This window comes from Streptococcus equinus (genome assembly GCF_900101445.1).
In the GTDB taxonomy this organism is placed as follows: Bacteria; Bacillota; Bacilli; order Lactobacillales; family Streptococcaceae; genus Streptococcus; species Streptococcus equinus_B.
Genome location: NZ_FNKE01000001.1, coordinates 720,579 through 736,236, shown reverse-complemented (window position 1 = coordinate 736,236; position 15,658 = coordinate 720,579). Strand labels below are relative to the sequence as shown.

Genomic DNA, 15,658 nt, shown 5'->3' with positions numbered 1-15,658 from the left:
TATGAGATATTTGACAGCTGGTGAATCTCACGGACCGCGTTTAACGGCTATCATTGAAGGAGTTCCTGCTGGGCTTCCTTTAACTGCCGAAGATATTAATGTTGATTTGAAACGTCGCCAAGGCGGTTACGGTCGTGGTGGACGTATGAAAATTGAGTCAGATAAGGTTGAAATAACATCTGGCGTACGTCATGGAAAAACAACAGGAGCTCCAATTACTCTTAACGTTATTAATAAAGACCACGAAAAATGGTTAGACATTATGGCTGTTGAAGATATTGATGATGCTCTTAAAACAAAACGTAAAATCACTCATCCACGTCCTGGTCATGCTGACCTTGTAGGTGGAATGAAATATCGCTTCGAAGATTTGCGTAATTCTCTCGAACGTTCTTCTGCGCGTGAAACAACAATGCGTGTGGCAGTTGGTGCTGTGGCAAAACGTATTTTGGCTGAGTTGGACATTGAAATTGCTAACCATGTTGTGGTCTTTGGCGGTAAAGAAGTTGATGTTCCAGAAGGACTCACTGTGTCACAAATTAAAGAATTAGCTAGTCAATCCGAAGTTTCAATTGTTAACCAAGAACGTGAACAAGAAATCAAAGATTATATTGACCAAATCAAAAAGGACGGAGATACCATTGGTGGTGTTGTCGAAACAGTGGTTGGTGGTGTTCCTGTCGGACTTGGTTCTTATGTGCAATGGGATAAGAAACTTGATGCTAAGATTGCTGGCGCCGTTGTTTCAATTAATGCCTTCAAAGGTGTTGAGTTTGGACTTGGTTTCAAAGATGGTTACCTTAAAGGTAGCCAAGTAATGGATGAAATTCTCTGGAACGAAGAAGAAGGATACACACGCCGCACGAATAATCTTGGTGGTTTTGAAGGTGGTATGACAAACGGACAGCTAATTGTTGTGCGTGGTGTCATGAAACCTATCCCAACGCTTTATAAACCTTTGATGTCAGTTGATATTGAAACTCACGAGCCTTATAAAGCAACTGTCGAACGTTCAGATCCAACGGCTCTTCCAGCAGCAGGTGTTGTTATGGAAGCAGTTGTGGCAACGGTTGTGGCTGATGAGATTCTTGAAAAATTCTCTTCTGACAATCTCGAAGAACTAAAAGAAGCTGTCGCTCGTCATCGTGATTATGTCAAACATTTTTAATGCATAAACAGTTGACAGAAGCTGAGACAAAAGTGCTCAGCTTCTTTCTATAAGGTATTGTTATCCGGAAATGGAGAAACTATGGAAAATAAAGTGATTTACGTTGCAGGTTTAGGTTTGATTGGGGGATCTCTTGCCTTAGGTATTAAGCGTGACCACCCAGATTACAAAATTTTAGGATACAATCGTTCTGACAAATCACGAAATGTTGCTCTTGAGCGTGGGATTGTTGATGAAGCGACAGCAGATTTTAAAGAATTTGCACCTCTGGCAGATGTGATTATTTTGGCAGTTCCGATTAAACAGACCATTGAGTTCATTAAGACGCTTTCTGAAATGAACTTGAAAGAGGATGTGATTATTACAGATGCTGGTTCAACAAAACGTGAGATTGTTGAGGCGGGAGAAAAATACTTGGCTGGTAAAGCTGTTCGCTTTGTCGGCTCACACCCTATGGCAGGTTCTCACAAGTCAGGGGCAATTGCCGCCGATGTGAATTTATTTGAAAATGCGTATTACATTTTCACACCATCTTCGTTGACAAGAACTGGAACGATTGATGAACTTAAGGAAATTTTATCTGGGCTTCATGCGCGTTATATTGAAATTGACGCGGCAGAGCATGACCGCGTAACGAGTCAAATTTCACATTTCCCACATGTCCTTGCAGCAAGTTTGATGGAGCAGGCTGGTGATTATGCAGCAGAGCATGAAATGGCTAATCATTTTGCGGCGGGTGCTTTTCGCGATATGACTCGTATTGCTGAAAGTGAGCCAGGCATGTGGACCAGCATTCTCTTGACCAATAAAGAAGCCGTTGTGAATCGCATCGATGATTTCAAGGATAGACTCGATGCGGTTAAGAAACTCATTTTACAAGGTGATGGTGATGCGATTTGGAATTTTTTTAACCACGCCAAAGAAACGCGTAAGGAAATGCAAATTCATAAACGTGGTGGCGTGGAAAGTGCCTTCGATCTTTTTATTGATGTTCCCGATGAAGAAGATGTTATCTTAAAAATCTTGGAATTGCTTCGCGGAACATCTTTGGTTAATATTCATGTCAATGAAGAAAACCGTGAAGATATTAATGGGATTTTACAAATTTCATTTAAAAATGCTAAAGATTTGGAACATGCTAAAACAGTCATCAGTGAAAACACTGACTATAACATTCATATTAATTAAGGAGAAATATCATGGCAAACATTTATGATTTAGCAAATGAACTAGAACGCGAAATCCGTGTTCTTCCTGAATACAAAAAAGCACAAGAATGCCGTGCTGCGATTGATGCTGACGAAGAAGCAAAAGCTTTGTTTAAAGAATTCACTGAATTCCAACAAGGTCTTTATGCCAAATTGCAATCAGGTCAAATGCCGACTGGTGATGAACAAACTAAAATGCAAGAATTGGGTGCTAAAATCGAAGCAAATCCTGTTCTTAAAGCTTATCTTGGTGCTCAACAATCATTGTCAGTTTATGTAGCAGACCTTGAAAAAATTATTTTTGGTCCTTTACAAGACCTTTTGAAATAGTAATTGTAACCTAACATTTCTTGTTAGGTTTTTTTCGTATTTTTAGATGCAAAGGTCTATAATGATTGATAACTTTATAAGGAGGTTGTTTTATGTCACGTAAGGTCGGAATTATTGGAATGGGTCATGTTGGCTCAACAGTTGCTCATGGGCTGATTGCTCAAGGGGCATTTGATGATTATGTTTTGATTGATACCAATGAGAAAAAAGTTACTGCAGATGCGGTTGATTTTCGTGATGCTGCAGCGAATCTAAATCAACATGCAAATATTGTGATTAATGATTATCAAGCTTTAGCAGATGCCGATGTGGTAATCTCTGCTCTAGGAAATATTAAACTTCAAGATAATCCAAATGCAGATCGCTTTGCAGAGTTGCCTTTTACAGCAAAAGAAGTGCCTTTGGTTGCTAAAAAGCTAAAAGAGGTTGGGTTTAAAGGCATTATTGTAGCTATTTCAAATCCAGTTGATGTCATTACTAGTCTCTATCAACACTACTCAGGTCTTCCAAAGGAACGTGTTATTGGTACAGGTACTTTGCTAGATACTGCTCGTATGAAACGTGCCGTTGCAGAACGTTTTGGCGTTGATGCGCGTAGCGTTTACGGTTATAACCTTGGCGAACATGGGAATTCGCAATTTACGGCTTGGAGTCAAGTGCGTGTCAAAGGACAACCCATTTCAAACTTTACGGACCAAGCAACCCTTGAAGAAATTGCTCATGAAGCCATGGTTGGTGGGCATACAGTCTTTTATGGTAAAAAATACACAAGCTATGGTATTGCAAGTGCAGCTATTCGTTTGGCGATTGCAGTTGTTTCAGATAGCCATGAAGAATTACCGGTTTCTAATTACTATGAACCGCTAGATACTTACCTTAGTTACCCAGCTATTGTTGGACGAGAAGGTATCATCGAACAAGTTAAATTAACTTTGCCAGCTGACGAAGAAGCTAAACTTGAAAATTCAGCTAACTTTATCAAACGTAAATTTGCTGAAAGTTTGAACTAAACAAAAAGAAATCCCATCTGAAAATCAGGTGGGATTATTGATTGAGTAAAAAGTTGCGAACTTCTGAGATGAAGTAGAGCGAACCGGTGACAACAAAGAAATCTTCAGGATTTTGTTCGACTCTCTTTAGCCAGTCTTTATAGTCAGAAATTTTGGTGTATTTTTCAGGATAATCTGACAAGGCTTGTGCTTGATAGAAATCAAAACTAGTCACCGCTAAGTCATATGCAGATAGTTCTTCGAGCATTTGTGTTAAAGGCTTGCGCCCTAAGCCTGCAAAGAGGATGTGAATATTGCGATTTGAAAAGTCATTTTTAAGCACATCAACCAATTTTGCAATCGAATCTTCATTATGAGCACCATCTAACATAAGGTTTGGTCGCATCAACTCACAACGACCAGCCCAAACCGTATTTTCTAAGCCAAGTTTAATAGTTGTTTCAGTAATAGTTTTGAAATGGCTTTTCAGGATGATTGCAGTCATAGCAGCTAATGAGGCATTAGTTCGTTGGTGATGACCGAGCATTGATAAAGTGATGTTTGAAATGCTTATATCTTTATAATGAAAATCAAAACTTTCACCATTTTCTCTGATTGAGAACTCTTTATCCAGTTCATATGTTGGACAATCGAGCTCTTTAGCTTTTTGATAAAATACTTTTTGGACCTCTGGTGTCATTTGACCGAAAATAAAAGGAACGTGAGGATTTAAAACACCAGCTTTATGACCAGCAATTTCAGTGAGAGTTTTGCCTAGTGTTTCTTGATGGTCGATACTGATTGATGGGCAGATAACTGCTTTCGCTGTAAAGACATTGGTTGAATCAAAAGTACCACCAATACCAGCTTCAATAATGGCAATATCGACAGGATTAATAGTTGCAAAGTAATAGAACATAAGGGCTGTAACGAGTTCGAACTCAGTTACCTTACCAACTTTTTCTTGAAAGTCATTGCTATCTACGATAGGTTTAATTGCCTGTGCTGTCTTAACCAGATCACTATCAGAAATTTCTTTGCTATCGATAGCGATACGTTCATTAAAGCGCGTGATAAAGGGAGATGTGAAGGTGCCTGTTTTATAACCTGATGCTGTTAAGATATGTTGGAGAAAACTAGTTGTAGAGCCTTTGCCGTTAGTTCCCACAACATGAACAGCTGGGAATTTATCTTGCGGGTTATCAAGTAATTTAAGGAGATAGCGTATGCGCTCTAAACTTGGTCGGCGACCATTAGCTTTGTGAGAGTGAATCCAATTTAATGTGTCAATATAAGTCATGAGTTTATTTTACCTAGTAAAAAAGAGGTGGGATGATAAGGAATTTTATCGTCCCATTCCTCTTTGATTTTATTGATTTGTTTCAGTAGCACTTCCTGCAGTAGTATCAGATGTCGCTTGAGAACTTGTTTGAGTGTTGTCTTGTGTTGTATCGGCACTTGAACTGTAAGTTGTAGAATCTGAGCTAGAGTCATAAGTTGCATTGTTGCTATTAGTGTCATCGTTGTAAACACTGTTGCTAGCAGCAGAACTTGAATATGTTGTTGACGCAGAAGTATCAGTTTTACTGTTATTGCCTTTGTTACCTTCTTTAATCACAACAGTTGTCGTTGATTTATCAGTTGGCTTTTGACTTGATGAGCCTTTTAAGGCGTTAGTGATAGTGATACTTGCTACGATAATACTAAGGATAGAACCGATAAGAGCAATTGTTTTTTGAAAGGCTGAGAACCCTTTCTTAATGTGCTTTGATGGTGCTTGTTCCTTATCTTTTTTTGATGATTTTTGACGTCTAGAATAATGTTGAGACATTTTTAACTCCTTTTTCGCGTATGATTCTATTATAGTTTTTTCATTTTAAATGTCCAGTAAGAGACGGTAGTCTTTTAAGAAATATTTTAGTGCATTTTCTTAAAAATAGCCTTAAAAAACTTAAGATTAAAGCTTTCACACTTATGAGAGACTGTGTTATAATGGTAGTATTGATTTTTTTGTGAAGGAAGAAAAAATGATTTACTTTGATAACTCTGCCACAACTATTCCCTATCCTGAAGTTTTGCGTACTTATCAGGAAGTGGCAAGTAAAATTTATGGAAATCCATCAAGTTTGCATAATCTAGGAACAAAAGCTAGTCGTATCCTAGAGGCGAGCCGCAGGCAAATCGCTGGCTTGCTTGGCGTTAAAAGTGATGAAATTATTTTCACTTCTGGTGGTACTGAAGGAGATAACTGGGTTCTTAAAGGTGTCGCATTTGAAAAAGAACGCTACGGAAAACACATCATCGTATCTGATATCGAACACCCAGCTGTAAAAGAATCTGCAAAATGGCTTGGCGAACACGGTTTTGAAGTATCTTATGCGCCAGTTGATGAAAAAGGTTTTGTTGATGTTGATAAATTAGCAGAGCTTTTGCGCCCAGACACAACCTTGGTTTCAATCATGGCAGTTAATAATGAAATTGGTTCTATCCAACCAATTAAAGCAATCTCAGACTTATTAGCTGATAAACCTGGAATTTCATTCCACGTGGATGCTGTTCAAGCTATCGGTAAAATTCCAGCAGCTGACTATTTGACAGAACGTGTTGATTTTGCAAGCTTTTCAGGTCACAAATTCCACAGTGTGCGTGGTGTCGGTTTCATCTATAAAAAAGAAGGCAAAAAATTAAATCCATTGCTAGCTGGTGGTGGGCAAGAAGGTGACCTTCGTTCAACTACTGAAAACGTTGCAGGGATTGCTGCGACAGCGAAAGCTCTTCGCTTGGTTACTGACAAAGAAGCTTACGCCCTTCCAAAAATCGCCAAAATGAAAGAAATCATTTATGACGAACTAGCTAAGCACAAAGATATCGTTATTTTCTCTGGTAAGGATGATACTTTTGCTCCAAACATCTTAACCTTTGGTATCAAAGGTGTTCGTGGAGAAGTAGTGGTTCATGCCTTTGAAGAACATGAAATCTATATTTCAACAACATCAGCTTGTTCATCAAAAGCAGGAAAACCTGCAGGAACATTGATTGCCATGGGAGTTCCTACAAAACTAGCACAGTCAGCTGTTCGCATTAGTCTAGATGATGACAATGACATGGGGCAAGTTGAACAATTCCTAACTATTTTCAAACAAGTCTACGAAAAAACACAAAAAGTAAGATAATTAATAAGAAAGGATAAAGAGATTTTCTCTTTAGAAAACTATGCAATACTCAGAAATTATGGTTCGCTACGGCGAATTATCAACTAAAGGAAAGAACCGCATGCGTTTCATCAATAAATTGAAACGTAACATGAAACACGTTCTTTCAATTTATCCAGATGTCCGTGTTGTGGCTGACCGCGACCGCGCACACATTTTCTTAAATGGTACTGACTATGTTCCCGTTGCGGAATCATTAAAACAAATTTTCGGGATTCAAGCATTTTCACCATCATACAAGGTTGAAAAAAATCTAGAAACCATTAAAAAAGCTGTTCAAGATGTGATGACTGACGTTTACCATGAAGGTTTGACATTTAAAATCACAAGTAAACGTAGTGACCACAACTTTGAAATGGATAGCCGCGAATTGAATCAATACCTTGGTTCAGCTGTCTTTGAAGTTTTGCCTAACATTCAAGCGCAAATGAAGGGACCAGATGTCAATCTTAAAGTTGAAATCCGTGAAGAAGCTGCCTATCTTTCATATGAAAATATCAAGGGTGCTGGTGGTCTTCCTGTTGGAACAGCTGGTCGTGGAATGCTAATGCTGTCAGGTGGTATTGACTCACCTGTTGCAGGTTACCTTGCTCTTAAACGTGGGGTTGATATTGAAGCTGTTCACTTTGCTAGCCCACCATACACAAGCCCAGGTGCTCTTAAGAAAGCTCAAGATTTGACACGTAAATTGACAAAATTCGGTGGTAACATTGATTTCATCGAAGTACCATTTACGGAAATCCAAGAAGAAATCAAAGAAAAAGCGCCAGAAGCTTACTTGATGACATTGACACGTCGTTTCATGATGCGTATTACAGACCGTATTCGTGAAGAACGTAATGGTTTGGTTATCATTAACGGTGAAAGCCTCGGACAAGTGGCTAGTCAAACGCTTGAAAGTATGCGTGCCATTAATGCCGTAACAGCAACACCAATTATTCGTCCAGTTGTCACAATGGATAAATTGGAAATCATTGATATCGCTCAAAAAATTGATACGTTTGATATTTCAATTCAACCATTCGAAGACTGCTGTACAATTTTTGCACCAGATCGTCCAAAAACAAATCCAAAAATCAAAAACGTTGAACAATACGAAAAACGCATGGATGTTGAAGGACTTGTTGAGCGTGCTGTTGCAGGAATTAAAGTGACAACAATCACACCACAAGCAGAACATGATGAAGTCGATGACTTAATCGATGACTTACTATAATAGATAGAAACTGCCTTTAGGGCAGTTTTTTCTTACCAGTTAAATCCTGAAAGCCTAATCATAAAATGATATAATAGTCGCATGGAGGTGTGATTAAGGATGTTAGATAGGATAATTTATAAAAAGACAACGTTGGCTTGCTTGGCATTCATATTGCTAAGCCTATTAGGGGCAGCATTTTATGGCTTGCTGTTTGAGAAGCCTAGTCCAAGTGACAAGACTGATCAGTCAAAAGTTCAGTCAAGTAAAGTTAAAACAGCGCGTGTCATGGCAAATGGAGATATTCTTATCCATAATGGTCTTTATGGCAGTGCTGAACAGGCTGATGGAACTTATGATTTTAAACCTTTCTTTGAGTATGCTAAAGATTGGATTTCGAGTGCTGATTTGGCTATTGGTGACTACGAGGGAACAATCAGTCCAGATTATCCTTTAGCTGGCTATCCTTTGTTTAACGCACCAAGTGAAATTGCTGACGCTATGAAAGACACAGGTTATGATGTTGTCGATTTAGCTCACAACCATATCCTTGATTCTGGTCTTTCAGGTGCACTTAACACCGTTAAAACCTTTGATAAATTAGGAATGCCTAGCATTGGCGTTTACAAAAAAGACCGAGACAAAGAAGATATTTTAATTAAAAATGTTAATGGTATTAAAATTGCTATTTTAGGTTATTCTTATGCTTACAATGGACTAGAAGCTAATTTGTCAGCTGAGGATTATGAGAAGCACATGTCTGATTTAAATGAAGACAAGATGAAAGCTGAAATTCAGGAAGCTGAAAAGAAAGCTGATGTAACAATTGTCATGCCACAAATGGGAGTGGAGTACCAACGAGAACCAACTCAAGAGCAAGTAACCCTTTATCACAAGATGATTGATTGGGGTGCAGATGTTATCTTTGGTGGACACCCTCACGTTGTGGAACCATCAGAAACTGTCGAAAAAGACGGCGAAAAGAAATTCATTATTTACTCAATGGGGAATTTCATTTCTAATCAACGTTTAGAAACGGTTGATGACATTTGGACAGAACGTGGACTTTTGATGGATGTGACATTTGAAAAGAAAAATCATAAAACGAAAATTAAAACTGTCGCAGCTCACCCAACAATGGTTTGGGTATGGAGCAAGGGCGTGACAGGGTCAGAAGGCTTTGTTCTTTCAGATTATCGTACGCTTATTTTAGAAGACTTTATAAAAGGTGGTAAATATCGCGACAAACTTGATGCTAGCATGCAAGAAAAAGTCGATACCGCCTATCAAGAAATGAATGAATTGGTGAATTTACAATGGAATTAAAACGTCAAGAGGTGAAACTTTTTTCAAAAAGTTCCCGTGATGTCAAAAACTTATACTTATCGGCTTTTCCAGCTGTTGAACGTGTACCGTATTTGCCGTTGTTGCTGACGGCTTATCGTGACCTAGCAGGTTTTTATGCTTATTATGATGGCGACGATTTTGTCGGCTTAGCTTACATTTTACAAAATGAAGCTGTGGTTTATTTATTTTTCTTAGCTGTTAATCCTAACATTCGTTCACGTGGTTACGGCTCAGCTATTTTGCAAGATGTTAAAGCGCTAGCTGGAAATCGTCCAGTCGTTTTGGCAATTGAGCCCATGGATGAAAAAGCTGATAATTTTGATCAACGCTTGAAGCGCGTGCGTTTTTATGAGAAAAATGGTTTTCACATTACAGCTTATTATTACCACGAAGGTAGTGAGACTTATCAAATGATGGCAAATACTAAAAGTATTGATATTGATGCTATCGAAAAATTGACTAAAAAAGCTGTTTTGGGATTAGTGAAAGTATCCTTTGACAAAAAATAAAAAATGAAAACGTACTATCGTTAAAAAAAGCCAGCATATTCCTTGCTTTAATTAGCCTAACATGATAAAATATGAACGTTGACTAAATGCACATCCTGTGCAACCGCACGAAAATCGTTTGTAAGCAACTCTCGAGGTTCACGATTTAGGCGAGTCTTCACAAGCGGAAAAATCCGCAACAAAATTTTATAGGAGGTGCACGATGAGCACATATGCAATCATCAAAACTGGTGGAAAACAAGTTAAAGTTGAAGTAGGTCAAGCTATCTATGTTGAAAAACTTGATGTTGAAGCTGGTTCAGAAGTAACATTTAACGAAGTTGTTCTTGTTGGTGGTGAAAAAACTGTTGTTGGTACACCAGTTGTTGAAGGAGCTTCTGTTGTTGGTACTGTTGAAAAACAAGGAAAACAAAAGAAAGTTGTTACTTTCAAATACAAACCTAAAAAAGGTTCACACCGTAAACAAGGTCACCGTCAACCTTACACTAAAGTTGTTATCAACGCTATCAACGCATAATTTAGCATTCTCATGATTCAAGCAACTTTTATTCGCCGCAAAGGCAACTTAGAAAGTGTTGAGCTGACTGGTCACGCTGGTAGTGGTGAATATGGCTTTGATATCGTATGTGCAGCTGTTTCGACTTTATCGATTAACTTTGTTAATTCGTTGGAAGTTTTGGCAGAATGCAATGCTGATTTTGCTGTCAATGAGATTGATGGTGGTTATATGAAGATTGATATCTCTCATATGACTAAAAAGACAGATGAGAAAGTTCAACTTTTATTTGAAAGCTTTCTTTTAGGAATGACAAATTTGGCTGAGAATTCGAAAGAATTTGTGTCAGTTAAGGTCATTGCAAACTAATTTGAAAAGAGGACACTACATATGTTAAAAATGAATCTTGCTAACTTGCAACTTTTCGCCCACAAAAAAGGTGGAGGTTCTACATCAAATGGTCGTGATTCTGAGGCAAAACGTCTTGGTGCTAAAGCAGCTGACGGTCAAACTGTTTCAGGTGGATCAATCCTTTACCGTCAACGCGGTACTCACATCTACCCAGGTGTGAACGTAGGTCGCGGTGGTGACGATACACTTTTCGCTAAAGTTGAAGGTGTTGTTCGTTTCGAACGTAAAGGTCGCGATAAACGTCAAGTATCAGTTTATCCAATCGCAAAATAATTTAACAGAAAAGTCTGCTTCGTGCAGGCTTTTTTTGTCCCTTTTTGAAATAAAAAATGGTTAATCAGTCACTTTTGGCTTGATATAGCGCCATTAGCTATATTTTGCTATAATAAAGATGATTGATTTTTTAGAAAGAACGATTGACAATGAATATACAACAACTACGTTATGTTGTAGCTATTGCAAACAGTGGGACCTTTCGTGAAGCGGCTTCTAAGCTTTTTGTCAGTCAGCCGAGTTTGTCAGTAGCTATTAAGGACCTTGAAGGTGAATTAGGTTTTCAAATTTTTACACGTACAACCACAGGAGCTGTCTTAACGAGTCACGGAATGACTTTTTATGAAAAAGCTTTGGAGGTTGTTAAGAGTTTTGATTCGTTTGAAAAGCAATTTTCCCAATCGACGGCTGATTCAGATGAGTTTTCTATCGCTAGTCAACACTATGATTTTTTACCGCCTTTGATAACAACCTTTTCTAAGGCTCATCCAGAGCATAAGGATTTTCGTATTTTTGAATCGACAACTATTCAGATTTTTGATGAGGTGGCTCAAGGCGATAGTGAAATCGGGATTATTTATTTAAATAATCAAAATCGCAAAGGGCTTTTGCAACGTATGGAAAAATTGGGCTTGGAATTTGTCGAGTTAATTCCTTTTAAAACTCATATTTATCTGGCTAAAACTCATCCTTTGGCACAAAAAGAAAGTCTTGTAATGGAGGATTTGAAGGAGCTACCAACGGTACGTTTCACCCAAGAAAAAGACGAGTACCTTTATTATTCTGAGAATTTTGTTGATACCAGTGATAGTCCGCATGTTTTCAATGTGACTGACCGTGCAACCTTAAATGGTATTTTAGAGCGGACAGATGCTTACGCAACTGGTTCTGGTTTCTTAGATAGCCGTAGTTTCAATGGTATTACCGTTATTCCGCTTGAAGATAAGCTAGATAATAAAATGGTTTATATCAAACGTCGTGATAAAAATTTATCAGCCTGTGCTTTGAAATTCATCGCTGTCATGAAAGATTATTTTGAAAAATTCAGTCCAAAGGTGACCAAATGAAAAACTATAGAAAACTTTATTTCCCATTAGCTGCAGTGGTGTTGATTTTGTTGGATCAATTAAGCAAGCAATGGATTGTCAATCATATTCCTTTAAATACCATTCGCAAATGTGTGCCAGGTATTTTTAGCTTAACTTATTTACGTAATTATGGTGCAGCTTTCTCTATTTTGCAGAATCAGCAGTGGTTTTTTACGGTGATTACACTTGCTGTTGTCGGAGCCGCTTGCTATTATTTTATTAAAAATATCAATGGCAATTTTTGGTTCTTATTTGGACTTTTGCTGATTATTTCAGGTGGAATCGGTAATTTTATTGACCGTTTGCGACTTGGTTACGTTGTTGATATGGTTCATTTGGATTTTATGAATTTTGCTATTTTTAATGTGGCGGATTCGTATTTAACAGTTGGGGTCGTGATTTTATTTATCGCCCTATGGAAAGAGGAGGAAAATGGAATTAATCATTAAAGAAGCTGGCGCTCGTTTGGATAAAGCGTTAGCAGATTTAACAGACTTGTCACGTAGCCAAGCTAATGATGAAATTAAAAAAGGAACGGTTTTGGTAAATGGCAAAGCTGTTAAAGCAAAATATGCTGTCAAAGTTGGCGATGTTGTGACTTATGAAGTCCCAGAGGAAGAGGTACTTGAATATAAAGCAGAAAATATTCCACTTGATATTGTTTATGAAGATGAAGATGTCGCAGTGGTTTACAAGCCTCAAGGCATGGTTGTTCATCCATCTGTCGGTCACACGTCAGGTACTTTGGTCAATGCTTTGATGTATCATATCAAAGATTTGTCATCTATCAATGGTGTGATTCGACCAGGAATTGTTCACCGAATCGATAAAGATACATCAGGGCTTTTGATGATTGCTAAAAATGATACTGCCCACAATGCACTTGCTGCTGAATTGAAGGATAAAAAATCCCTTCGTAAATATGTGGCTATTGTACATGGTAATATTCCAAATGATCGTGGTGTCATTGAAGCGCCGATTGGACGTTCTGAGAAAGACCGTAAAAAACAAGCTGTTACGGCTAAAGGAAAACCAGCTGTAACTCATTTCAAAGTTTTGGAACGCTTTGGCAACTATACTTTGGTTGAATTGACGCTTGAAACAGGTCGAACTCACCAAATCCGTGTGCACATGGCCTATATTGGACACCCAGTTGCAGGAGATCCATTGTACGGACCACGTAAGACATTGAAAGGTAATGGTCAATTCTTGCATGCCCAAACACTTGGCTTTACACATCCAAAAACAGGTGAAACAATGACTTTCACAGCTGAAGTGCCAGCGATTTTTAAAGAAACACTTGAAAAATTACGAAGCGGAAAAGCTTAAAAGATATGATAAAAACAGCAGTGATGAACCTTTGGGGAAGTCCTGCTTTTTTTATTCGTTTTTGCAAAAAATACCGAGAGTTTTTTTGGTTGAAAATCGTAAATCTCTTGTCAAATGATGAACGATTTGGTATTATATAAGAGTAAATATTATCCTTTAATACTGTCCCGTGAGGCAGGCAAGGAGAGAACGGTAAAAGAAGCGTGCAACTGGTATAGTTGTACCTATATTTTGTGGAATCTCCTTGGTAACGAGGAGATTTTTTGTATATTAAGAGAGGTTTGTTTATGAAAACAAAAGAAATTGTTGATGACGTAACAATGAAACGTGCGATTACACGTATCACTTATGAGATTATTGAGCGTAATAAAAATCTTGACAATATTGTTCTTGCAGGAATTAAGACACGTGGTGTCTTCATTGCTCGTCGTATTCAAGATCGCTTGAAACAATTGGAAGGTATTGATATTCCGCTTGGTGAACTTGATACAAAACCTTTCCGTGATGATATGAAAGTTGAAGAAGATACAACAGATATGCCAGTTGATATTACTGGTAAAGATGTTATCTTGGTTGACGATGTGCTTTATACAGGACGTACAATTCGTGCCGCTATCGACAACCTAGTTAGTCTTGGTCGTCCAGCTCGTGTTAGTCTTGCTGTTCTTGTTGACCGTGGACACCGTGAACTCCCAATTCGTGCTGATTATGTTGGTAAAAACATCCCAACAAGTGCTATCGAGGAAATCATTGTTGAAGTGATCGAAGTAGATGGTAAAGATCGCGTTAGCATTGTAGATCCAAGCTAAGCAGTATTAGAATTGAGGAGGATGATAAAAAGTGGAAAACGTAAGATATGATGTGCATGATATGCCAAAACCAGGAATGCTGTTTGGATTATCATTTCAACATTTGTTTGCAATGTTTGGCTCAACAGTTTTGGTGCCAATCTTAGTTGGAATTGATCCAGCGATTGCTCTATTTTCAAGTGGTTTAGGTACTCTAGCACATTTGACAGTAACCAAATATAAAATCCCAGCTTACATGGGTTCAAGTTTTGCTTACATTGCGACTATGCAAATGTTAATGAAGACTGACGGGATTGCAGCGGTAGCACAGGGGGCTATTGCAGGTGGTTTGGTTTACTTAATCGTTGCCTTGATTGTAAAATTTGCTGGAAATGCATGGATTGATAAAGTCCTTCCACCAATCGTGGTTGGTCCAATCATCATCGTTATCGGTCTGAGCCTTGCAACAACAGCTGTTAACGATGTAATGCTTAAAGACGGCGAATACAATTTTACTTACCTTTTAGTTGGGATGGTAACTCTTCTTGCGGTTATTTTCTTTAACATGTACGGTAAAAAGATTATCGGTGTTATTCCAATCTTGCTTGGATTGATTGTTGGTTACATTTTTGCATTAGTAGTTGGTGCGGTAACTGGTCAAAGTATTGTTGATTTGTCAGGTGTGGCAAAATCAGCTTGGTTACAAGTTCCAAGTTTTGATATTCTCTTTGTTGACTATCATTTCAAACTTTACCCAAGTGCTATTTTGACAATGGCTCCAATCGCATTTGTAACAATGACTGAACACTTTGGTCACGTGATGGTTCTTAACAGCTTAACAGGACGTGATTTCTTTAAAGATCCAGGCCTTGACCGTACGCTTACAGGTGATGGTTTAGCACAAATCATCGCTGGTTTCTTTGGTGCCCCACCGGTAACATCATACGGTGAAAACATCGGTGTTATGGCCCTTAACAAAATCTACTCAGTATATGTTATTGCTGGAGCAGCAGTGATTGCTGTAGTAATGAGCTTTATCGGAAAAATCTCTGCTCTTCTTTCATCAATTCCAACACCAGTTATCGGTGGTATTTCAATTGCACTCTTTGGTGTTATCGCATCAAGTGGTCTTAAAATTTTAGTTGAAAATAAAATTGATTTTGATAATAAGAAAAATCTTTTGATTGCAAGTGTTATCTTAGTGTCTGGTATCGGTGGTTTGACATTGCAAGTTGCTGGTTTACAAATTACAGGTGTTGCTTTCTCAACACTTCTAGGTATTATCTTGTATCAAATTCTTCCAGAAAAGGACTAA

General features: G+C 38.1%; 18 protein-coding genes and 1 other annotated feature. Of the genes, 16 read left to right on the top strand and 2 right to left on the bottom strand.

Annotated elements, in window-relative coordinates:
- Position 1: 1 nt before the first annotated feature.
- From aroC to BLR83_RS03660, 4 genes are all read left to right on the top strand, one after another.
- On the top strand, positions 2-1,168 hold the full coding sequence (gene aroC, locus BLR83_RS03675; protein ID WP_074560422.1) for a chorismate synthase: 1,167 nt from the start codon (positions 2-4) through the stop codon (positions 1,166-1,168).
- An 81-nt stretch (positions 1,169-1,249) separates the two neighbouring features.
- Entirely contained in the window at positions 1,250-2,356 is a 1,107-nt protein-coding gene (locus BLR83_RS03670; protein WP_074560421.1) for a prephenate dehydrogenase, read from the top strand.
- A gap of 11 nt (positions 2,357-2,367) precedes the next feature.
- Positions 2,368-2,706, top strand: coding sequence for a YlbF/YmcA family competence regulator (locus BLR83_RS03665; protein ID WP_020916975.1), 339 nt, complete (start codon positions 2,368-2,370; stop codon positions 2,704-2,706).
- Positions 2,707-2,798: 92 nt separating this feature from the next.
- Positions 2,799-3,716 carry an L-lactate dehydrogenase gene (locus BLR83_RS03660; RefSeq protein ID WP_074560419.1) on the top strand — a complete coding sequence of 306 codons (918 nt, stop codon included), beginning with the start codon at positions 2,799-2,801 and terminating at the stop codon, positions 3,714-3,716.
- A gap of 34 nt (positions 3,717-3,750) precedes the next feature.
- Here BLR83_RS03660 and BLR83_RS03655 read toward each other — a convergent pair whose 3' ends face one another.
- Positions 3,751-4,995 (bottom strand): bifunctional folylpolyglutamate synthase/dihydrofolate synthase, encoded by a 1,245-nt coding sequence (locus tag BLR83_RS03655; RefSeq protein WP_074560417.1) that lies wholly within the window; start codon positions 4,993-4,995, stop codon positions 3,751-3,753.
- Positions 4,996-5,064: 69 nt separating this feature from the next.
- Positions 5,065-5,526 (bottom strand): DUF6556 family protein, encoded by a 462-nt coding sequence (locus BLR83_RS03650; protein ID WP_074560416.1) that lies wholly within the window; start codon positions 5,524-5,526, stop codon positions 5,065-5,067.
- 196 nt (positions 5,527-5,722) lie between these two features.
- On the opposite strand from BLR83_RS03650, the gene BLR83_RS03645 reads away from it, so the two are divergent.
- The 12 genes from BLR83_RS03645 (at position 5,723) to BLR83_RS03590 (ending at position 15,658) form a co-directional block, all read left to right on the top strand.
- Complete coding sequence (locus BLR83_RS03645; RefSeq protein WP_074560414.1) at positions 5,723-6,868, top strand: cysteine desulfurase family protein; 1,146 nt, start codon at positions 5,723-5,725, stop codon at positions 6,866-6,868.
- A gap of 40 nt (positions 6,869-6,908) precedes the next feature.
- Positions 6,909-8,123 carry a tRNA uracil 4-sulfurtransferase ThiI gene (thiI, locus tag BLR83_RS03640; protein WP_074560412.1) on the top strand — a complete coding sequence of 405 codons (1,215 nt, stop codon included), beginning with the start codon at positions 6,909-6,911 and terminating at the stop codon, positions 8,121-8,123.
- A 99-nt stretch (positions 8,124-8,222) separates the two neighbouring features.
- On the top strand, positions 8,223-9,428 hold the full coding sequence (locus BLR83_RS03635; RefSeq protein ID WP_074560411.1) for a CapA family protein: 1,206 nt from the start codon (positions 8,223-8,225) through the stop codon (positions 9,426-9,428).
- Positions 9,419-9,958: a GNAT family N-acetyltransferase gene (locus BLR83_RS03630; RefSeq protein WP_074560409.1), complete on the top strand. Its 540-nt coding sequence runs from the start codon at positions 9,419-9,421 to the stop codon at positions 9,956-9,958. Before BLR83_RS03635 ends, BLR83_RS03630 begins: the two co-directional genes overlap by 10 nt.
- Before the next feature lie 91 nt (positions 9,959-10,049).
- Positions 10,050-10,125, top strand: a sequence feature (ribosomal protein L21 leader region).
- A 35-nt stretch (positions 10,126-10,160) separates the two neighbouring features.
- Positions 10,161-10,475 (top strand): 50S ribosomal protein L21, encoded by a 315-nt coding sequence (rplU, locus tag BLR83_RS03625; RefSeq protein WP_004232223.1) that lies wholly within the window; start codon positions 10,161-10,163, stop codon positions 10,473-10,475.
- Positions 10,476-10,487: 12 nt separating this feature from the next.
- Positions 10,488-10,823, top strand: a complete 336-nt coding sequence (locus BLR83_RS03620) for a ribosomal-processing cysteine protease Prp (protein WP_039696713.1) — start codon at positions 10,488-10,490, stop codon at positions 10,821-10,823.
- Between the two features lie 21 nt (positions 10,824-10,844).
- Positions 10,845-11,138, top strand: coding sequence for a 50S ribosomal protein L27 (rpmA, locus tag BLR83_RS03615; RefSeq protein WP_004232221.1), 294 nt, complete (start codon positions 10,845-10,847; stop codon positions 11,136-11,138).
- Positions 11,139-11,287: 149 nt separating this feature from the next.
- Entirely contained in the window at positions 11,288-12,205 is a 918-nt protein-coding gene (locus BLR83_RS03610; RefSeq protein ID WP_074560407.1) for a LysR family transcriptional regulator, read from the top strand.
- A complete protein-coding gene (gene lspA, locus BLR83_RS03605) occupies positions 12,202-12,675 on the top strand; it encodes a signal peptidase II (protein WP_074481614.1) in 474 nt (157 codons plus the stop codon). Before BLR83_RS03610 ends, lspA begins: the two co-directional genes overlap by 4 nt.
- Positions 12,659-13,555 carry an RluA family pseudouridine synthase gene (locus tag BLR83_RS03600; RefSeq protein WP_039696716.1) on the top strand — a complete coding sequence of 299 codons (897 nt, stop codon included), beginning with the start codon at positions 12,659-12,661 and terminating at the stop codon, positions 13,553-13,555. The genes lspA and BLR83_RS03600 overlap by 17 nt, the downstream gene beginning before the upstream one ends.
- A gap of 287 nt (positions 13,556-13,842) precedes the next feature.
- A complete protein-coding gene (gene pyrR, locus BLR83_RS03595; RefSeq protein WP_039696718.1) occupies positions 13,843-14,364 on the top strand; it encodes a bifunctional pyr operon transcriptional regulator/uracil phosphoribosyltransferase PyrR in 522 nt (173 codons plus the stop codon).
- A 61-nt stretch (positions 14,365-14,425) separates the two neighbouring features.
- A complete protein-coding gene (locus tag BLR83_RS03590) occupies positions 14,426-15,658 on the top strand; it encodes a solute carrier family 23 protein (RefSeq protein WP_419177389.1) in 1,233 nt (410 codons plus the stop codon).